Raw genomic sequence first — 19,883 nt, 5'->3', positions numbered from 1 at the left:
TCGCGATGCCCCGCGGCGGAGCAGTTCGAGATCCTGCCTCGGCAGCAGGGCTTCAGCAGGGGCGGAGGGCTCCACAGTGACGAATACTGTTTCGGTTACCTCGCGTTCGATCGTCGACGTCCCCGCAGTCACCGCTGCCCCCGCGGCCCAGCGGCGTGCCGAATACCTCCGCCTGCTGGCCCAGCCGGTGATCGTGCTGATCCTCACCGTCGGGGTGCTCGTCTGGGCGTTCCGGCGCGATCTCACCGTCACGCAGCAGGCCAGTATCAGCGTGAGCAATGTCGCCCAGGTGACCTGGCAGCACATCCTGATCACGGCAGCCGTGGTGCTCATCGTCGTCGCGGTGGCGGTGCCGCTCGGCACCTTGCTCACCCGGCACCGATTCCGCCGTCTCGCACCGCTTTTCGTCGGCATCGCCAATATCGGGGCGTCGGCGCCCGCGATCGGCCTGATCGTGCTGTGCTATCTGGTCACTCGCACCACCGGGTTCTGGGTGGGTGTCGCACCGATCGCGGTCACCGCGCTGCTGCCGGTGCTGCGCAACACCATCCTGGGCTACCAGCAGGTCGACCCCGACCTGATCGACGCGGGCCGGGGACAGGGCATGTCGGCCGGACTCGTCCTGCGCCGCATCGAGTTCCCGCTCGCCGTGCCCTACATTCTGGCGGGCTTGCGAACCTCCCTGGTGCTGGCCGTCGGCACGGCGACCCTGTCGTTCATGGTGAGCGCGGGTGGACTCGGCATTCTCATCGACACCGGCTACAAACTGCGCGACACCGTGACCCTGACGCTCGGCGCGGTCCTCGCGGTGGCGCTGGCACTGTTCGTCGACTGGCTGGGCGCACTGGCCGAACAGTTCCTCGGCCCGAGGGGGTTGCGGTGAGGTGCATCGGACTGCTGCGCGGGCTCGCCCCCGTTCTGAGCGTGCTGGTACTCGCGAGCTGCGGTCTGCAGTCGGGTGGTTCGGTGCCACTTCCCGTGGGGCCGGGCAGTATCCAACCGGTGCCCGAGCTCGACGGCGTCGCGGTGACAGTGGGCTCCAAGGACTTCACCGAGGCCAACATCCTCGGCTACATGATCGAATTCGCACTCACCGCCGCGGGTGCGCAGGTGCGTGACCTGACCAATATCCAGGGCTCCAACAGCCTGCGGGACGCGCAACTGAACGGCCAGATCGATATCGCCTACGACTACACCGGCACCGGCTGGATCAACTACCTCGGCAAGGAGAAGCCGATCCCGACCGAGGCCGCCCAGTTCGAGGCGGTCCGCGACGCCGACCTCGCCGAACACGACATGGTCTGGGCGGCGATGGCGCCGATGAACAACACCTACGCTCTCGTCACGAGCAAGGGCACCGCCGAGGAGACCGGGGTACGCACGCTGTCGGACTACGCGGAACTCCTCGCGAAAGATCCCGGCGCGGCTGCCACCTGCGTCGGCACGGAATTCAACGTGCGCCCGGACGGCTACCCCGGCCTGGCAGGCGCCTACGGCATCGACCTCGGCAAGGCGCAGCGCCAGATCGTCCAGGACGCCCTGGTCTACCAGGCCACCGCCGACGCGAAACAGTGCCGCTTCGGCTCGGTCGCCGCCACCGACGGCCGCATCCCCGCCCTCGAACTGGTACTCCTCGAAGACGACAAAGCGTTCTTCCCGAAGTACAACGCCTCCCTGGTCATGCACCGCGCCTTCGCCGACGCCAACCCGAAGGTCACGGAGGTGATGGCCCCGATCTCGGCCCGCCTCACCAACGAGGTGATCACCGAACTCAACCGGCAGGTCGACATCGACGGCCGCGAACCCGCCGACGTCGCCCGTGACTGGATGGTCGCGGAGGGCCTCGTCACCACCGGCTGATCCACCGCGGCGGTTTGCCGAACTGTTACCGGCGACTTGTCTGAGATGTCCGGAACGCGCGGGTCGCTCACACCACTGCCTCAGCTTCTCGGGCCATGATGGACGGCGGTAGAGACAACCGGAAACCGCGACGCGCAGCGGTGGGGGCCGCGTCCAGACTGGGAGGCCGACCCATGACCATCGAATTCCGCAAGGTGACCCTCCTCGGAACGGGGGTGCTCGGATCCCAGATCGCCTTCCAGACCGCGTTCCACGGGTTCGACGTCACCGCCTACGACATCGATGACGCGGCGCTCACCGCCGCGCGCACCCGATTCGACGGACTCGCCACCGTGTACCAGCAGGACGTGGCAGGCGCCGACGCGAGCAACACCGCGGCGACCGCGGCGGGCATCACCTTGACCGCCGACCTGGCCACCGCGGCGGCCGAGGCGGATCTCGTCATCGAGGCGGTGCCGGAGGTGCTCGCGATCAAGCGCGACCTGTACGGCAAGCTCGGTGCGCTCGCGCCCGAACGCACTGTGTTCGCGACGAACTCCTCGACGCTGCTGCCCAGCGACATCGTCGACTACACCGGGCGCCCCGATCGTTTCCTGGCACTGCACTTCGCCAACCACGTGTGGAAGTTCAACACCGCCGAGGTGATGGGCACCGAGCAGACCGATCCGGCGGTATTCGGTGCGGTGGTCGAGTTCGCGAAGGCGATCGGCATGGTGCCGATCGAATTGCACAAGGAGAAGGCGGGCTACGTCCTCAACTCGCTGCTGGTGCCGTTCCTGAACTCCGGAATCGAGCTCGCGGCGGGCGGATACGCCGAACCGGCCGCCGTCGACGAGACCTGGCGCATCGCGACCGGCGCGCCCATGGGCCCATTCCAGATCCTGGACATCGTCGGCCTGACCACCCCGTACAACATCCTGGTCAACGGCAGCGACGACCACAAGAAGCTCGCGGCCTGGCTGAAGGAGAACTACATCGACAAGGGCAAGCTCGGCGCCGCCACGGGAGAGGGGTTCTACCGCTACACCGCTTAGTCCCGCTCGACCTTGCTGGATCGGACAGAGGAGTCGGATGTACTACAGCAGTGGCAATTACGAAGCGTTCGCCCGTCCACGCAAACCCGAAGGGGTAGAAGGCAAATCGGCCTGGTTCGTGGGGGCCGGGCTTGCCTCCCTCTCGGGTGCGGCGTTCCTCATCAGGGACGGGCAGATGTCCGGGGACAAGATCACCGTCCTGGAGCGGCTGAAGCTGCCGGGCGGCGCGCTCGACGGGATCAAGGAACCGAAGAAGGGTTTCGTCATCCGCGGCGGGCGCGAGATGGAGAACCACTTCGAATGTCTGTGGGATCTCTACCGTTCGGTGCCGTCGATGGAGATCGAGGGTGCCAGTGTGCTCGACGAGTTCTACTGGCTCAACAAGGACGACCCGAACTTCTCCTTGCAGCGGGCGACGGTGAAACGCGGTCAGGACGCGCATACCGACGGCCTGTTCACCCTCACCGATCGCGCGCAGAAAGACATCGTGAAGGTGTTCCTCGCCACCCGCGAGCACATGGAGAACAAGCGCATCGACGAGGTGTTCGGCCCGGATTTCCTGGCGAGCAACTTCTGGCTGTACTGGCGCACCATGTTCGCGTTCGAACAGTGGCACAGTGCGCTCGAGATGAAGCTGTACCTGCACCGTTTCATCCATCACATCGGTGGCCTGCCCGACTTCTCCGCGTTGAAGTTCACCAAGTACAACCAGTACGAGTCGCTGGTGCTGCCGCTGTATCGGTGGTTGCTCGACCAGGGCGTGCGGTTCCGGTTCGACACCGAGGTCACCGATGTCGACTTCGACATCAGCGGGCCGCGCAAGCAGGCCACCCGGCTGCACTGGGTGTCCGAGGGCGTCGACGGCGGGGTCGACCTGACCGCCGGCGATCTGCTGTTCGTCACCATCGGTTCGCTCACCGAGAACTCGAACGAGGGCGACCAGCACACCCCGGCCGTGCTCGACGAGGGCCCGGCGCCGGCCTGGGATCTGTGGCGGCGGATCGCCGCCAAGGACCCCGCGTTCGGTCATCCCGAGGTCTTCGGTGGTCACATTCAGCAGACCAAGTGGGAGTCGGCCACGGTCACCACTCTCGACGAGCGGATTCCCCGCTACATCCAGAAGATCTGTAAGCGTGACCCGTTCAGCGGCAAAGTGGTCACCGGCGGCATCGTGACGGCGAAGGACTCGTCCTGGCTGATGAGCTGGACGGTGAACCGGCAGCCGCACTTCAAGCAGCAGCCCGCCGACCAGATCGTGGTGTGGGTGTACGCGCTGTTCGTCGACCGTCCCGGCGATTTCGTGAAGAAGTCGATGCAGGACTGCACCGGCGCGGAGATCACCCAGGAATGGCTGTACCACCTCGGGGTGCCCGAGGCCGAGATCCCGGAGATGGCTGCCGACGCGGCGACGTGCGTGCCGGTGATGATGCCGTACGTGACCGCGTTCTTCATGCCACGTCAGGCCGGCGACCGGCCGGACGTGGTGCCCGCGGGCGCGGTGAACTTCGCCTTCATCGGCCAGTTCGCGGAGACCACCCGCGACTGTATCTTCACCACCGAGTACTCGGTGCGCACCGGCATGGAGGCGGCCTACACGCTGCTCGGTGTCGAGCGGGGAGTGCCGGAGGTCTTCGGCTCGACCTACGACATCCGGGCGCTCCTGGCGGCGACGAGCCGATTGCGCGACGGCGAGGAGGTGAGCCTGCCCGGCCCGGAATTCGTCCGTGATCGCCTGCTGAAGAAGCTGGACGACACCGAGATCGGGCCGCTGCTGCGCGAATTCGGCCTCATCGGCGACTAGGGAGACAACGAGCGGGGCCCGATCCGATCGGACCGGGCCCCGCTCGTCGTGTGCGCGCCTACTTCTTGGTGATGTCGACGCCCGGCGCGGCGTCGGTGAGGATCGAATCGGCGGCCAGCACCGCGCCACCGCTCTTCTTCCGCGACCGCAGCCGCTTTTCGAGGGTGGTGGCCAGGAAACTCAGCGCCATGTTGAGCGAGATCATGATCACCGCGACGACGATCAGCGCGGGGATCGGGTTCGAGAACGATGCGCCGATCTGCGCACCGGACCGCACCAGCTCCACAAAGGTGATCTGGTAGCCCAGCGCGGTGTCCTTGAGGACAACGACCATCTGCGACACCAGCGCAGGCAGCATCGCGGTCACGGCTTGCGGCAGCAGGATCAGCCGCATCAGCTGGTTCTTGCGCAGACCGAGTGCGACGGCGGCTTCGGTCTGGCCTTTGGGCAGCGACTTGATGCCTGCTCGCACGATCTCGGCGATGACCGCGGAGTTGTAGATGATCAGCGCGATGACTACCGCGGCCAGCGCGAGCTGATCGGACGGGAACAGGTCGTAGTCGGCGAAGATCGCGAACAGGAAGATCATCAAGATCAGCACGGGGATCGCCCGGGCGAGCTCCACGATCGTGCCCGCGACACCGCGCACCCACGCGTGATCGGACAGGCGCAGGATCCCGAAGATCATGCCGAAGATCACCGAGCCGATGATCGAGATGACGGCAGCGGTGAGCGTGCCTTCCAAGCCGGGCAGGATATAGGTTTCCCAGACCTCGGACTCGAGGAACGGTTCCCACTTGGCCGCCGTGAACTGGTCTTTCTCGGCGAACGCGTCGTAGAGCCACCAGCCACCGCCGACCAGCGCGACCACGACAAGGACCGAGTACAGGTTGTGACGCAGCCGCGCGCGGGGCCCGGGAGCGTCGAAGAGAACCGAAGCGCTGCTCATCGTGCCACCTCGTAACGCTTGGCCAGCCAGCCGAAGAACAGGCCGGTGGGCAGGGTGAGGATGACGAAGCCGAGCGCGAAGATCGCCCCGATGGTGAGCAGCGCGGCCTCGCTCTCGATCATGTCGTTCATCAGGTACGCCGCTTCGACCACGCCGATGACCGAGGCGACGGTGGAGTTCTTGGTCAGCGCGATCAGCACACTGCCCAGGGGCGCGATCACGGCGCGAAACGCCTGGGGCAGCACGATCAACCGGAGGTTCTGTGCGAACCCGAAGCCCAGTGATCGCCCTGCTTCGGACTGGCCGAGCGCGACAGTGTTGATGCCCGAGCGCAGCGATTCGCACACGAAGGCCGCGGTGTAGATGCTGAGGCCGATGATGGCCCACCGGTAGTTGATGACCTTGATGTCACCGCTGCCCAGTGTCCACCCCAGGGTGGTATAGAGACCGATCGAGGTGAACACCAGGATCAGCGTGAGCGGGGTGTTGCGGAATACGGACACATACGCCGCGCCGACCCATCGCGCGACCGGGATCGGCGACACGCGCATGCCGGCGACGACGGTACCGATGATGAGCGAACCGATCGCCGAGAAGAAGGTGAGTTTGATTGTTACCCAGAACGCATCGAAGATTCGGGATTGATACGTCGAGATCAGGTCGAACACGGACGCGCGTCCTCCGATCGGTGTGAAGGCCAGCAGGGCAACACCGCGTCGGTGACCAGGAAGACCAGGTCACCGACGCGGTGGTCGATCAGTAGCGGTCGACGGTCGGCGGCGCGGGAACCGCGAAACCGGTTCCCGCGAAGTTCTTCTCCTGCGCGGCCTTCCACGAACCGTCATCGATCATCGCCTGGATGGCGTCGTTGACCTTGCCCCGAAGCTCGGTATCGCCCTTCTTCAGGCCGACGCCGTACTTCTCGGTGGTGAAGGTCTTGTTCACCAGCTTGAAGGTGCCCGGCGACTGCGCCGCGTAGCCGGCGAGGATCACGTTGTCGGTGGTGACCGCGTCGATCGCGCCACTGCGCATCGCCTCGATGCACAGCGAGTAGGTGTCGTAGGTCTGCAGCTGCGCCTGCGGGTAGTTCTTCTCGATGTTCTGGGCCGGGGTGGAGCCCTTCACCGAGCAGACCTTCTTGCCCGCCAGCGAATCGGGGCCGGTGATGTCGGTGTTGGCGGCGGGCACCAGCAGATCCTGGCCCGCGATGTAGTACGGGCCGGCGAAATCGACCTTCTCCTTGCGCTTGTCGTTGATCGAGTAGGTGGCCACGACGAGGTCGACCTGGCCGTTCTCGATCAGCGTCTCGCGCTGCGCCGACGGCGCTTCCTTGAAGGTGACGTTCTCCGGCTTCACCCCGAGCTTGTCGGCGACGTACTTGGCGACGTCGACATCGAGGCCGCTGTAGGTGCCGTCGGTATTGCGCAGGCCGAGACCAGGCTGGTCGAACTTGATGCCGACGGTCAGCTTGCCGTCCTTGGCGTTCTCCAGAGCCGACTTGTCGCTACCGCCACCACAACCCGCGGTGACGGTGACTGCCAATGCCAGTGCCGCTGCGCCGATTCCGACGCGCATCGCACGATTGATCCTCATGGGTTTCCTTCTCCTTGTGACAAATGGTGCTGCGAGTCAGTGACTGAGAATCTTGCCGAGGAAGTCCCGGGCGCGGTCGGATTTCGGTGCGGTGAAGAATGTTTCGGGCGCGGAGTCTTCGACGATCTCGCCGTCGGCCATGAACAGCACGCGGTCGCCCGCCCGGCGCGCGAAGCCCATCTCGTGGGTGACCACGAGCATGGTCATGCCTTCCTTGGCCAGTGCCACCATCACGTCGAGCACCTCGTTGACCATCTCGGGGTCCAGGGCCGAGGTCGGCTCGTCGAACAGCATCACCTTGGGGTCCATCGCCAGCGAGCGCGCGATGGCCACTCGCTGCTGCTGACCACCCGAGAGCTGAGCCGGGTACTTGTCGGCCTGGTTGGCGATGCCGACCCGCTCGAGCAGGGACATGGCGTGCTTGCGCGCCTCGTCCTTCTTCTTTCCGCGCACCTTCGTCGGCGCCAGCATGACGTTCTCGAGGATGGTCTTGTGCGCGAACAGATTGAACGACTGGAATACCATGCCGACATCGGCGCGAAGCGCGGCCAGCGCCTTGCCCTCGGCGGGCAGTGCGATGCCGTCGATGGCGATGTCACCGGAGTCGATCGGTTCGAGGCGATTGATGGTGCGGCACAAGGTCGATTTCCCCGAACCCGACGGGCCCAGGACGATCACGACCTGCCCACGGGGCACTTCGAGGTGGATATCGCGCAGGACATGGAGATCACCGAAGTGTTTTTCCACGCTGCGCATCGAGATCATCGGCGGAGCAGCGACAGCGGCTGCGGCGTCGGCGGTCCCGGTCGCGGGTGCGGCGTCGTCGGTCATGGTGAGAAACCTTATGTCCAATCTGGAGAATTGCCCGGCTTTCGAAGACATGCCGTGACGGCACGCCGAAACGACACCTGCTGGTAACCCGGCGGCTGCCCGTTACCTTTGCGTATTATCACGCGAACGCAACCGTGACGCGCGTCACAGTCAGGGCTGCCCGTACCCTGGACGGGTGGATTCGACAGTTCAGGACGCGACTGAGGGCGCGACGCAGCGCAGCTCCGTGACGCAACGCAGCTATGAGGTTCGCACATTCGGCTGCCAGATGAACGTGCACGACTCCGAACGCCTGTCCGGGCTGCTCGAGGACGCGGGCTATACCAAGGCCGCCACCGGGGAGACGCCCGATCTGATGGTGTTCAACACCTGCGCGGTGCGCGAGAACGCGGACAACAAGCTCTACGGCACGCTCGGTCAGCTGGTCCCGGTCAAGCAGGGTCGCCCGGGCATGCAGATCGCCGTCGGCGGCTGTCTGGCGCAGAAGGACCGCGAGACCGTCGTACGCAAGGCGCCCTGGGTCGACGTCGTGTTCGGCACCCACAACATCGGCTCGCTGCCGGTGCTGCTCGAGCGGGCCCGCCACAACGACGAAGCCCAGGTGGAGATCCTCGAATCACTCGAGGCGTTCCCCTCGACCCTGCCCGCCAAGCGCGAGTCGGCGTACGCGGGCTGGGTGTCGATCTCGGTGGGCTGCAACAACACCTGCACGTTCTGCATCGTGCCCTCGCTGCGCGGCAAGGAAGTGGACCGCCGCCCCGGCGATGTGCTCGCCGAGGTGCAGGCACTGGTCGACCAGGGAGTCCTGGAAGTGACGCTGCTCGGTCAGAACGTGAACTCCTACGGCGTGAACTTCGTCGACCCCGAGCAGCCGCGCGACCGGGGCGCCTTCGCGCAGCTGCTGCGCGCGACCGGACAGATCGAGGGCCTCGAACGCGTCCGGTTCACCTCACCGCATCCCGCGGAGTTCACCGACGACGTCATCGAGGCGATGGCGGCCACCCCGAACGTCTGCCCGCAGCTGCACATGCCGCTGCAATCGGGTTCGGATCGGGTGCTCAAGGCGATGCGCCGCTCCTACCGCAAGGAGCGTTTCCTCGGCATCATCGACAAGGTGCGCGCCGCGATGCCGCACGCGTCGATCACCACCGACATCATCGTGGGCTTCCCCGGCGAGACCGAGGATGATTTCCTCGAGACCCTCGACGTGGTTCGCCGCGCCCGCTTCACCAGCGCGTACACCTTCCAGTACTCCAAGCGTCCCGGCACCCCGGCCGCCGAGCTGCCCGATCAGCTGCCGAAGGCGGTCGTGCAGGAACGTTTCGAGCGGCTGATCGCGCTGCAGGACCAGATCTCCTGGGAGAACAACAAGGCACTCATCGGTACCGAGGTGGAACTGCTCGTCGCCGAGGGCGCGGGCAAGAAGAACGCGGTGACCGCGCGGATGAGCGGACGCGCGCGCGACGGTCGGCTGGTGCATTTCCGTCCCGGTGACGTGACCGGTATCCGTCCTGGTGATGTCGTCACCGTCGACATCACCGAGGCGGCCCCGCACCACCTGATCGCCGACAGCGCGGTGAAGTCGCATCGGCGCACCGCCGCCGGTGACGCACACGAACGTGGCATCACGCCCAAGACCGCGCCGATCGGGGTGGGACTCGGGCTGCCCCGGATCGGCGCACCGGTGGTCGAGACGGTCGAGAGCGGCTGTTCGACGGGCTGCTCGTCGTGAGCGGCTCTACTACTGGTCGTAGTGGGTCGGATGCGAACGACGATTCCGGTGATGGCACAGTGGGACCCGCCAACGATCAGCCTGTGGACAGGAGCGGACACGCGGTGAACCCGGCGCGCAACGACCAGGACTTCGAACAATTCCGCGGTGAACTCGACGCCGTCGAACGCCGCATCGCCGGTGAGATCGACCCCGGCGCGCGGGCGCTGGTGGTAGCGGGTGCGGTCTTCGCACTGCTGATCTCGCTGGTCCTGCCGACCGCGGGCACCGCGCGCGGCTTCGACATCCTGCTCAACACCGACGCCGCGGGCGTCGAACACATCGGCCTGCCCTCGCGCATCTTCGTGTGGCTGGTCATCGTCTTCGGTGTCGGCTTCTCGCTGCTGGCGCTGACCACCCGTCGCTGGGTGCTGGCCTGGATCGCCTGCGCGGGCTCGGCCGTCGGCTCGGTGTTCGGCGTCCTCTCGATCTGGCACCGCCAGACCCCCGGCCTCGGCAACTACCAGGGCGCAGGCCCCGGGATCGGCCTGATCCTCGGCACCCTCGCGATCATGGTCCTCACCTTCCACTGGGTCCGCGTCGTCTGGAGCCGGACCGCCGTGCAACTCGCCGCCGAAGAGCAGCGTCGCACTGCGGCCCGCGAAGCCGAAGACCGCGACCGCAAGCGCCTCACCGGCGAATAGTCTTGGGAGACAACGAAACCCCCGACCGTAGCGGTCGGGGGTTTCGTTCGCTTCTCACTCACAAATTGCTGACGGCGCCTTCTGCCGCCTCGGCCCATTCGCGCCACTGCTTGGCCTGCTCGAGTGCCTTCTCCGCGTCGCGCTTCTTGCCCGCCGCGGTGGCCTTGGCGGCCTGCTCCTCGAACTGGGCGACCCGCTCGCGGAACTGCGCGGCCCGCGCGACAGCCTCGGGGTCGGAGCGGCGCCACTGCTGATCGGCGGCGTCGCGGACCCGCTTCTCGATGGCGCGCAGCTTGGCTTCCAGTTCCTGCATGCGTTCGCGCGGGACCTTGCCGATGGCGTCCCACTTGTCCTGCAGCTCGCGCAGCGCGTTGCGGGCGGCGTCGACGCCGTTGGCCGGGTCGATGTGCTCGTAGGCAGCGAGGAGTTCCAGCTTGGCGGTGGCGTTGTGGTCGAACTCGGCGTCGCGCTCGGAGACGGCGGCGTTGCGCGCGGCGAAGAACACGTCCTGGGCGCTCTTGAACCGTCGCCACAGCGACTCGTCGGCCTCGCGCGGTGCGCGGCCCGCGGCCTTCCACTCCGAGAGCAGGTCGCGGAACACCGCGGCCGTGCCGGTCCAGTCCGTCGAGTCGGCCAGTTCCTCGGCGCGCACGCACAGCTCTTCCTTGCGCGTCTTGGCGGTGGCGCGCTCGCGGTCGAGGTCGGCGAAGTGGGCGCCGCGACGGCGGTTGAACGCCTCGCGGGCCTTGGAGTAGCGCTTCCACAGCGCGTCGTCGACCTTGCGATCGACACCGCGGATCGACTTCCACTCGTCGAGGATCTCGCGCAGCCGGTCGCCCGCGGCCTTCCACTGGGTGGACTCGGCGGCGATCTGCTCGGCCTCGGCGGCGAGGGCTTCCTTGCGCTCGGTGTGCTCGTGGCGGGCGCGGTCCTTCTCCTCCTTGGCGTGCGCGGCGGCTTCCTCGGAGTGTTCGGTGATCGCCTGCAGCCGGGCCGCGAGGCCGTCCAGATCGCCGATCACAGCCGCGGTCGGCAGCGTCTCGGCCAGTGCCAGCGCGGCGGCCTTGGTCTTGCGGGCATCGGCGCCCGCGGCCAGCCTGGCCTCGAGCAGGGCGACCTCGGTCGCGAGATCGTCGAAGCGGCGGCCGAAGTGTTCGAGGCCCTCGGCGGCGTCGCCCGCCTGCCAGGAGCCGACGATCCGTTCGCCCTCGGAGGTTCGCACCCAGGCCGTGCCGTCCTCGTCGACGCGACCCCACTTGCCCGGGTCGGTGGCGCTCGGCACGATCACGGCGTGCGGATGCGGCTGGTCGGGGCCCGGCGCCGGTTTCACGGCATGCGGTTTCGGCGGACGCGGAGCATTCCCGCCGGGCTTGGGGGTACCGGAGGGTCGCGGGGCCGGACCTGGGGTGGGCTTCGCGGTTCCGTTGCTGTCGGTCATTGCTCTCCGTCCCTGCCGCGCGTCACGGCTGCCTGGTTACGCCCTAGCACATCCCATTGAACCCGGTTCGAGCCGCGGAAACTATCGATCCGGAGGATCGAAAAGCGGATTTCCTGGGATTTCGTCCCGGACGACGTGGGTAGTCGCACCTGAAAACACTAGCAATCTCGGCGAGCATCCCGACGCCGGACACTCGCAGACCGCCGCACGCCTGTGCCGCGCCGGATGCGGGCTCGCGTGCGCGCTGCGGCTACGGTTACCGCGTGTTCTCGATTGCGGCCCTGGTCCCGTCGCCGCCGATGCTGGTGCCCGAACTGTGTGGGCGAGTCCCGGTGTCCGGCAGCGATCCCGACGATCCGATCGTGGTGCTGCGTACCGCCGCCCTCGCCGCCGCGGCCACCCTCGCCGCGACCGCCGATCGATGGATCGTCGTCGGGGTCGGCAGCCATGACCGGATCTACGGTTGCGCGACCAGGGGGACGTTTCGTGGGTTCGGTGCCGATGTCGTCGTCGGGCTCGGTCCGGCAGGTGCGGAGCCCGGTCCAGCAGACGCCCAGCTTCCCCTCCCGGTGCTGATCGCCGGATGGTTGCGGGAGCAGGTCGCGCCGGGGATCTCGGTGCGGGCACGGCTGTTCGCCGCCGACGCCACGGCCGCCGCTTGCTCCGAGGCAGGACGGGCATTGCGCGCCGAGCTCGACAGCGAGCGGGAGCCGTACGGGGTGCTTGTCGTGGCGGACGGTGCCGCAACCCTTACGGTCAAGGCGCCGGGCTATCTCGACGAACGGGCCCCCATGGTTCAGCACGATCTCGACGCCGCCTTGCGCTCGGGTTCGCGGGCCGGGTTGGCCGCGCTGGAGCCGGACCTGTGCGCCGCGCTGCTCGTCGACGGGCGGGCCGCCTACCAGGTGCTCGGCGGTCTGTTCGCTGCTGATCCGGTCGATCCGCAGGTACGTACGCTGTACCAAGACGCACCTTTCGGCGTCGGCTACGACGTGAGCGTGTGGCAACCAGGGACAGGAAGGTGACCAGTGTCGACTAGACCGATCGCGGTCGTCGGTCCCACCGCCACCGGCAAGTCCGACCTCGCACTCGACCTGGCACAGGAACTCGACGGCGAGATCGTCAATATCGACGCGATGCAGCTCTATCGCGGGATGGATGTCGGCACCGCGAAACTGCCGCCCGACCAGCGCCGGGGCATCGCGCACCATCTTCTCGACGTCCTGGATGTCACCGAGACCGCGAGCGTCGCCGCCTACCAGAGCTCGGCCTGCGCCCTCGTCGACGACATCATGGCGCGCGGGAAAACCCCGGTCATCGTGGGCGGCTCGATGATGTACGTGCAGGCCCTGCTCGACGAGTGGGATTTTCCCGCCACCGACCCCGCGGTGCGCGCTCGCTGGGAAGCAGTGCTCGCCGAGGGTGGTGTGGTGGCGCTGCACGCCGCCCTGCGGCAGGCCGACCCGGTCGCCGCAGCCACCATCCTGGCCACCGACGGCCGACGCATGGTGCGCGCGCTCGAGGTGGTCGAACTGACCGGCCGCCCGTTCGCCGCCTCGGCTCCGACCATCGGCACCCCACGCTGGAACACCGCGATCCTCGGCGTCGACCGCGAGACCGCCGCCCTGGACGCCCGCATCGAAACGCGCACCGCCCTGATGTTCGACACCGGTCTGGTCGACGAGGTCCGCGGCCTCCGCGACGTCGGCCTGCGTGAGGGCCAGACCGCCCGCCGCGCCATCGGCTACGCCCAGGTGCTGGCCTACCTCGACGGCGAGTACGACCTCGACCACGCCCGCGAACGCACCCTGATCGGCACCCGCCGATACGTGCGAAGACAGCGGTCGTGGTTCCGCCGCGACCCCAGGGTGTCCTGGGTCGACGGCGCCGATCCCGAGCTCGCCGCGACCGCGCTGGGCAAGCTCCGCGCAGCGAACACCGAACAGACAGGACGAACAGCGCAGTGACGCGACGAGTGAGTACCCGCAACGCCTCGGTACAGGTGTGGGAGGCGTACCTCAACAACCGGAGCAAACGGTCCCGTGACGGCCGGTTCCTCGTGCAGGGCGTGCGCCCGATCACCCAGGCGCTGGCCAACGACTGGCCCCTGGAAACGCTGCTCTACCGGCTCGGCGGCCCAGAACTGTCGAGTTGGGCGCGCGAGGTCCTCGACACCGCCGACGTGCCGCAGGTCGGCCTGGTCCCCGAGCTCATGGCCGAGCTGGGCGAGAAGACGGCGAGCGCGCCGGAGATCGTGGCGGTCGCGGTATCGCAGCAGCCCGACCTGGCCGACTACGAGCCCGGCGAACCAGGGGAGGACGCGCCGATCGTCGTCGTGTTCGACCGTCCGAACTCACCCGGCAATCTCGGCACCCTGATCCGCTCGGCCGACGCCTTCGGCGCGTCCGGGGTGATCGTCACCGGCCACGGCGCCGACCAGTTCGACCCGCAGGCCGTGCGCGCCTCGACCGGATCCCTGTTCGCCCTGCCGGTCCTGCGCGCGGCGGGCCCCGGCCAGGTGCTCGAATTCCGGGACCGCCAGGTGGCTCGCGGCATCCCCACCCGCGTCGTCGGCACCGACGAACACGCGCCGGGCACCATCTACGACCACGACTTCACCGAGGCCACGATCCTGGTCGTCGGCAACGAGACCACCGGGATGAGCTCGGCCTGGGCCGACGCCTGCGACGACCTGGTCACCATCCCGATGGGCGGCACCGCGAGTTCGCTCGGCGCACCGTCGGCGGGCGCGATCAGCCTCTACGAGATCGCCAGGCAGCGTCGCACGTTCGCCCGGTAGTACACCCGATCGCGGCGCAGAGGAGAATGGCGGACGTGTCCGACATCGAATTCAGCAAGGGCCACGGCACCCAGAACGACTTCGTGGTGCTGCCCGACCTCGAGGTGCGCCTCGATCTGACCGCCGACCGCGTCGCCGCGCTGTGTGACCGGCAGCGAGGGCTCGGCGCCGACGGTGTGCTGCGCGTGGCGAAGGCCGGTGCGCTGCTCGGCACCGGTGTGCTGGACGCGCTACCGGCAGGTGTCGGTGCGGACGACTGGTTCATGGACTACCGCAATGCCGACGGTTCGATCGCGGAGATGTGCGGCAACGGGACCAGGGTCTTCGCCCACTACCTCAACTCCACGGGCCTGGAAACCCGCACCGAGTACGTCGTCGGCAGTCGTGCGGGCGCCCGTCCGGTGGTCGTGCACTCGGCAGGCCCCACCGAGGGCGAAGTCACCGTGGACATGGGAGTCGTGCGCGAACTCGGCCCCTCCACCGCCACGCTGGCCGGCTGGGCGCTGGCCGGAGTCGGCATCGATGTCGGCAATCCGCACCTGGCCTGCGTCGACGAGGGCCTGACCGTCGACGCGCTCGCCAAGCTGGACCTGAGCGTGTCGCCCGGTTTCGACCCCGACCTCTTCCCGCACGGTGTGAACGTCGAGATCCTCACCGCACTCGACGCCGACAACGCCGTCGACATGCGCGTGTACGAACGTGGTGTCGGCGAAACCCGTTCCTGCGGAACCGGAACCGTCGCCGCGGCGGCCGCCGCGTTGACCGCGGCGGGCGTGGCGGTCAGCACCGAATCCGGCGAGGTGACGGTGCGGGTGCCCGGCGGGCAGGTACGGGTGACCTTCGCCGGCGGACGCGCCTGGTTGCGCGGTCCGTCGGTGCTCCTGGCCTCGGGAATTCTGACGCGGCAGTGGTGGGACGCCCAGTAGCACCGATAACCGCGTGCACGCTGTCACCCGGACGTGGCAGCATGGAGAACGTATGACGAAACCAGTAGAGCCCACAGAATCCACATCGGCCGAGCACACCAGTGCGGCCGATCCCGACGTCGCCGCCGAGCGCGGTGACGTCGACGATGCGCTGGCCCGCCACGCGGCCCGCATGAAACAGCCTGGTTGGGCGGCCGAACCGACCAGGGGTGAGATGCAGCTCGACGAGCGCTCCTCGCTGCGCCGCGTCGCCGGGTTGTCCACCGAGCTCACCGACATCACCGAGGTCGAATACCGCCAGCTGCGCCTCGAGCGCGTGGTGCTGGTCGGTGTCTGGACCACCGGCAGTTCCACCCAGGCCGACGCGAGCATGGTCGAACTGGCCGCGCTCGCCGAAACCGCGGGCTCGGAGGTCCTCGAAGCGCTGATCCAGCGCCGCGACAAGCCAGACCCGGCCACCTATATCGGTTCCGGCAAGGCCGAAGAGCTGCGCACGGTCGTCCTCGATACCGGCGCCGACACCGTGATCTGCGACGGTGAACTCACCCCCGCGCAGCTCACCGCGCTGGAGAAGGTCGTGAAGGTGAAGGTCATCGACCGCACCGCGCTGATCCTCGATATCTTCGCCCAGCACGCCACCTCCCGCGAGGGCAAGGCCCAGGTCGCGCTGGCGCAGATGGAGTACATGCTGCCCCGCCTGCGCGGTTGGGGTGAGTCGATGTCACGTCAGGCCGGTGGCCGGGCGGGTGGCGCCAGCGGTGGCGTCGGCACCCGTGGTCCCGGTGAGACCAAGATCGAAACCGACCGCCGTCGGATCCGCGAGCGGATGGCCAAACTCCGCCGCGAGATCCGTGAGATGAAGACCGCGCGCGACACCATGCGCGCCCGCCGCAGCGAGAGCGGCGTGCCGTCGATCGCGATCGTCGGCTACACCAACGCGGGCAAGTCCAGCCTGATGAACTCGCTCACCGGCGCGGGCCTGCTCGTGCAGGACGCGCTGTTCGCCACCCTCGACCCGACCACCCGGCGGGCCGCGCTCGACGACGGCCGCGAGATGGTGTTCACCGACACCGTCGGCTTCGTCCGGCACCTGCCGACCCAGCTGGTCGAGGCCTTCCGCTCCACCCTCGAAGAGGTCACCGGCGCCGACCTGCTGCTGCACGTCGTCGACGGCGCCGACCCGCTGCCGCTCGAACAGATCAGGGCGGTGCGCGAGGTGATCACCGATGTGATCAAGGAGCAGGGCACGCAGGCGCCGCCGGAACTGCTGGTGGTCAACAAGATCGACGCCGCCGACCCGAACGAGCTCACCCGGTTGCGCGGCATGCTGCCGAACGCGGCCTTCGTCTCCGCGCAGACCGGTGCCGGCGTGGAGGAGTTGCGCGAGCGGCTCTCCGAGGTGCTCGGCGGACTCGATGTCGACATCAGCGTGCTGCTGCCCTACAGCCGCGGCGACCTGCTGGCCCGGATCCACGCCGACGGCCGGATCGTCACCGCCGACCACGAGGAGGGTGGCACCCGGGTTCGCGCGCGCGTGCCGCACGCCTTGGCGGCGGCACTGTCCGAGTACGCCCACTCCGGTCCGGCCGAGCCGGCGGTCAGCTGATCTTTTTCGCTGATTTGCCCGCCGGTTGCGGACAAATGTCGATGCGACACAGGGATTTTCGAACGCTATGGTCGAATATCGACAGCAGGAGGGTGTTATGTCGAACGACCATCAAGGTACGGAAATTGTGAGGAAGAACAAGGGCGCGGAGGGCGCCCCTGTTCTTTCGGATGGCGCGCCGTTGAACCCGGCGCCGAGTGAATGGGATATCCGCGCGTTCGAGGCGCTGTTCGCGCCGGTGCGGATGTGGACCAGCCCGAAGTTCTACGGCCTGGACAACATTCCGGCCGAAGGGCCGGTGCTGATCGTGGCCAACCACAATCTGCTCGGCGGGATCGACGCACCGTTGATCATGCCGGCGATCCTGCGCGAGCGCGGCAGGCTGGTGCGCGGCCTGGCCGAGCATGTGCTGATGGTGCCCGGCGTGCGGGATTTCCTGCATCACTTCGGTGCGGTGCGTGGGACGCGATCGAACTGCCTGGCGTTGCTCGAGCGCGGGGAAGCGGTGGTGGTGTTCCCCGGTGGTGGCCGTGAGGCGATCCGCCGCAAGGGCGAGAAGTACGAGCTCAAGTGGGACGGCCGCACCGGTTTCGCGCGGATGGCGATCCAGGCGGGCGTGCCGATCGTGCCGCTGGCGATGATCGGCATCGACGATGCCTACGACATCGTCTTCGACGGTCAGCACCCGGTGATGTCCCCGCTGCGCTGGACGTGCCGACTGCTCGGGATCAATCCCGAGCTCAGTCCGCCGCTGGTCAAGGGCGTCGGTCCGACCCCGTTGCCCCGCCCGGAACGCTTCTACTTCTCGGCGGGCGCGCCGATCGACCCCGCGCCGTGGATGGACGCCGACGACATCGACGGTGCGTCCGCCGATCTGCGCGATGTGGTGCGCAAGGGTCTCGAGGAAGAACTGCAGTTCCTGTTCAACGAACGCGAACGCGATACCGGGCGCACCCTGGTCGGCCGCCTGCGCACCGTGCTGCCCTGGTGACCGGAACCCGCTGATCGGCTGATCGGCGCCGGGGCACGCACGGAATGCCCGCGGCGCCGATCTCGTTACCCAGTTATACGGACTAGGGTCCGGATAATGAGAGGGTGACGATGACCGTGACGGAGCAGCTGCAGGTTGTTCGCGGCACCGACCGCAGGCGCTGGCGCAACGAATGGCTCGATTCACGACAGTCGTTCCCCGCCACCGGCAACTTCGTGCTCGAGGACTACGCGCACGGACTGCTGCTCGTGCACAACGAGGACATCGTCGACCCCGGCGAGGGTTTCGACACCCATCAGCACCGCGACACCGAGATCCTCACCTGGGTTCTGGAAGGCACTGTGGTGCACCAGGATTCGACCGGCAACGCGGGTCTGATCCATCCAGGCCTCGCGCAGCGGATGAGCGCCGGTACGGGGATCCTGCATTCGGAGCGCAACGGCGCCGGGTACCGGGAGAAGCAGCGCCTGCACGTCGTGCAGATGTGGATCCCGCCGGACATCACGGGCCTCGCCCCGAGCTACCAGGAACTCGACATCGAGGGTGAACTCGCCCGCAACACGCTGGTACCGGTGGCATCGGGCATGCCGCGCCATCGGGGCGAGGCGGCGATCGGCATCGGCAACCGCGACGCGGCATTTCACGTCGCGCGACTGGATCCGGGTCAGGCGATCACCGTCCCCGACGCGCCCTACGGTCACGTTTTCCTCGCCCGTGGCACCGTCGACTACGAGGGCTTGGGCACCCTGGAGCAGGGCGATGCCGTGCGCCTGACAGCGACGGGCGGTCACCGCATGATCGCGGTGACCGCCGCCGAGCTGCTGATCTGGGAGATGACCGCGACCGCGCGCCGCTAGACCTTGCGGATGACGGTGACGACCTTGCCCAGGATTTGCGCGTCGTTGCCAGGGATCGGCTCGAAGTGCGGGTTGTGCGGCATCAGCCACACGTCCTTGCCGCTGCGCTTGAAGGTCTTCACGGTGGCCTCGCCGTCGATCATCGCGGCGACGATGTCGCCACCCTCGGCGACGTTCTGCTGACGGACCACGACGAAGTCGCCGTCGCAGATGGCCGCGTCGACCATCGACTGGCCGACCACCTTGAGCAGGAACAGTGAACCCTCGCCGACGAGCTCGCGCGGCAGTGGGAACACGTCTTCCACGGCCTGCTCGGCCAGAATCGGCCCACCGGCGGCGATCCGGCCGAGGACCGGGACGAACGTCGGTGTCGGGCGGCTCGGGTCGACCTCATCGGTCTGCTGGGGCAGCGTGGTGACCGAGCGGACCGCCTCGTCGAGCCCGCGGACATTCACCGCGCGCGGCCGATTCGGATCGCGGCGTAGATAGCCCTTGCGTTCGAGGGCGCGCAGTTGGTGAGCCACCGAGGAGGTGGAGGTGAGACCGACCGCGTCGCCGATCTCACGGATGCTGGGCGGATAGCCCCGTTCGGTCACCGAGGACCGGATGACATCGAGGACCGTGCGCTGACGCACGGTGAGATCCGTTCCGGATCCCGATGTGACGGTGCCGGTGCCGCTTTCGTCACCCGTGTCGTCTGTGTGGGTCACCGTGTCCCGCCCTTCTGAGTTGTCGAATTCGCTCTCTCGAGGCTAGTCGTGCCACGCCGAACTATCAAACAT

At 67.7% G+C, this 19,883-nt stretch carries 19 protein-coding genes; 13 read left to right on the top strand and 6 right to left on the bottom strand.

Features of this window, described 5'->3' with window-relative positions:
• Positions 1 to 109: 109 nt before the first annotated feature.
• From ACQHI0_RS18495 to ACQHI0_RS18480, 4 genes are all read left to right on the top strand, one after another.
• Positions 110 to 883: an ABC transporter permease gene (locus tag ACQHI0_RS18495; RefSeq protein ID WP_427909211.1), complete on the top strand. Its 774-nt coding sequence runs from the start codon at positions 110 to 112 to the stop codon at positions 881 to 883.
• A complete protein-coding gene (locus tag ACQHI0_RS18490) occupies positions 880 to 1,860 on the top strand; it encodes a glycine betaine ABC transporter substrate-binding protein (protein ID WP_427903119.1) in 981 nt (326 codons plus the stop codon). The genes ACQHI0_RS18495 and ACQHI0_RS18490 overlap by 4 nt, the downstream gene beginning before the upstream one ends.
• Positions 1,861 to 2,033: 173 nt before the next feature.
• Complete coding sequence (locus ACQHI0_RS18485; RefSeq protein WP_427903118.1) at positions 2,034 to 2,894, top strand: 3-hydroxyacyl-CoA dehydrogenase; 861 nt, start codon at positions 2,034 to 2,036, stop codon at positions 2,892 to 2,894.
• Between the two features lie 37 nt (positions 2,895 to 2,931).
• Positions 2,932 to 4,695, top strand: a complete 1,764-nt coding sequence (locus ACQHI0_RS18480) for an oleate hydratase (RefSeq protein WP_427903117.1) — start codon at positions 2,932 to 2,934, stop codon at positions 4,693 to 4,695.
• Positions 4,696 to 4,753: 58 nt separating this feature from the next.
• Here ACQHI0_RS18480 and ACQHI0_RS18475 read toward each other — a convergent pair whose 3' ends face one another.
• The 4 genes from ACQHI0_RS18475 to ACQHI0_RS18460 all read right to left on the bottom strand — a co-directional run bounded on the left by ACQHI0_RS18475 (position 4,754) and on the right by ACQHI0_RS18460 (position 8,002).
• Complete coding sequence (locus ACQHI0_RS18475) at positions 4,754 to 5,644, bottom strand: amino acid ABC transporter permease (protein ID WP_427903116.1); 891 nt, start codon at positions 5,642 to 5,644, stop codon at positions 4,754 to 4,756.
• Entirely contained in the window at positions 5,641 to 6,312 is a 672-nt protein-coding gene (locus ACQHI0_RS18470) for an amino acid ABC transporter permease (RefSeq protein WP_427903115.1), read from the bottom strand. Before ACQHI0_RS18470 ends, ACQHI0_RS18475 begins: the two co-directional genes overlap by 4 nt.
• 88 nt (positions 6,313 to 6,400) lie before the next feature.
• Positions 6,401 to 7,237 carry a glutamate ABC transporter substrate-binding protein gene (locus ACQHI0_RS18465; protein WP_427903114.1) on the bottom strand — a complete coding sequence of 279 codons (837 nt, stop codon included), beginning with the start codon at positions 7,235 to 7,237 and terminating at the stop codon, positions 6,401 to 6,403.
• 36 nt (positions 7,238 to 7,273) lie between these two features.
• A complete protein-coding gene (locus ACQHI0_RS18460; protein WP_427909210.1) occupies positions 7,274 to 8,002 on the bottom strand; it encodes an amino acid ABC transporter ATP-binding protein in 729 nt (242 codons plus the stop codon).
• Positions 8,003 to 8,294: 292 nt separating this feature from the next.
• Here ACQHI0_RS18460 and miaB point away from each other — a divergent pair, with 292 nt between their 5' ends.
• Positions 8,295 to 9,800, top strand: coding sequence for a tRNA (N6-isopentenyl adenosine(37)-C2)-methylthiotransferase MiaB (gene miaB / locus ACQHI0_RS18455; protein ID WP_427909209.1), 1,506 nt, complete (start codon positions 8,295 to 8,297; stop codon positions 9,798 to 9,800).
• Positions 9,801 to 9,883: 83 nt separating this feature from the next.
• Positions 9,884 to 10,483 (top strand): hypothetical protein, encoded by a 600-nt coding sequence (locus ACQHI0_RS18450; protein WP_427903113.1) that lies wholly within the window; start codon positions 9,884 to 9,886, stop codon positions 10,481 to 10,483.
• A 58-nt stretch (positions 10,484 to 10,541) separates the two neighbouring features.
• On the opposite strand, the gene ACQHI0_RS18445 is transcribed toward ACQHI0_RS18450, so the two are convergent.
• Positions 10,542 to 11,921 (bottom strand): DUF349 domain-containing protein, encoded by a 1,380-nt coding sequence (locus ACQHI0_RS18445; protein WP_427903112.1) that lies wholly within the window; start codon positions 11,919 to 11,921, stop codon positions 10,542 to 10,544.
• 263 nt (positions 11,922 to 12,184) lie between these two features.
• Here ACQHI0_RS18445 and ACQHI0_RS18440 point away from each other — a divergent pair, with 263 nt between their 5' ends.
• The 7 genes from ACQHI0_RS18440 (at position 12,185) to ACQHI0_RS18410 (ending at position 19,101) form a co-directional block, all read left to right on the top strand.
• On the top strand, positions 12,185 to 12,946 hold the full coding sequence (locus ACQHI0_RS18440; RefSeq protein ID WP_427903111.1) for a hypothetical protein: 762 nt from the start codon (positions 12,185 to 12,187) through the stop codon (positions 12,944 to 12,946).
• 3 nt (positions 12,947 to 12,949) lie between these two features.
• On the top strand, positions 12,950 to 13,888 hold the full coding sequence (gene miaA, locus ACQHI0_RS18435; protein WP_427903110.1) for a tRNA (adenosine(37)-N6)-dimethylallyltransferase MiaA: 939 nt from the start codon (positions 12,950 to 12,952) through the stop codon (positions 13,886 to 13,888).
• Complete coding sequence (locus tag ACQHI0_RS18430) at positions 13,885 to 14,721, top strand: TrmH family RNA methyltransferase (RefSeq protein WP_427903109.1); 837 nt, start codon at positions 13,885 to 13,887, stop codon at positions 14,719 to 14,721. The genes miaA and ACQHI0_RS18430 overlap by 4 nt, the downstream gene beginning before the upstream one ends.
• A gap of 44 nt (positions 14,722 to 14,765) precedes the next feature.
• Positions 14,766 to 15,647 (top strand): diaminopimelate epimerase, encoded by an 882-nt coding sequence (gene dapF / locus ACQHI0_RS18425; protein ID WP_427909208.1) that lies wholly within the window; start codon positions 14,766 to 14,768, stop codon positions 15,645 to 15,647.
• Between the two features lie 172 nt (positions 15,648 to 15,819).
• Positions 15,820 to 17,253 (top strand): GTPase HflX, encoded by a 1,434-nt coding sequence (gene hflX, locus ACQHI0_RS18420; protein ID WP_427909207.1) that lies wholly within the window; start codon positions 15,820 to 15,822, stop codon positions 17,251 to 17,253.
• A 127-nt stretch (positions 17,254 to 17,380) separates the two neighbouring features.
• The gene (locus ACQHI0_RS18415) at positions 17,381 to 18,244 is read left to right on the top strand and encodes a lysophospholipid acyltransferase family protein (protein WP_427903108.1); all 864 of its coding nucleotides are present in this window, start codon (positions 17,381 to 17,383) and stop codon (positions 18,242 to 18,244) included.
• Between the two features lie 110 nt (positions 18,245 to 18,354).
• Positions 18,355 to 19,101, top strand: coding sequence for a pirin family protein (locus tag ACQHI0_RS18410; RefSeq protein ID WP_427903107.1), 747 nt, complete (start codon positions 18,355 to 18,357; stop codon positions 19,099 to 19,101).
• Here ACQHI0_RS18410 and lexA read toward each other — a convergent pair.
• Positions 19,098 to 19,736: a transcriptional repressor LexA gene (gene lexA / locus ACQHI0_RS18405; RefSeq protein WP_266295581.1), complete on the bottom strand. Its 639-nt coding sequence runs from the start codon at positions 19,734 to 19,736 to the stop codon at positions 19,098 to 19,100. The two genes, ACQHI0_RS18410 and lexA, sit on opposite strands and share 4 nt — an antisense overlap.
• Between the last annotated feature and the right edge of the window lie 147 nt (positions 19,737 to 19,883).

This window comes from Nocardia sp. FBN12, assembly GCF_050320175.1.
Taxonomy (GTDB): domain Bacteria; phylum Actinomycetota; class Actinomycetes; order Mycobacteriales; family Mycobacteriaceae; genus Nocardia.
Note: the sequence above shows the minus strand (reverse complement) of the source record. Positions and strands in the feature narration are given on the sequence as shown.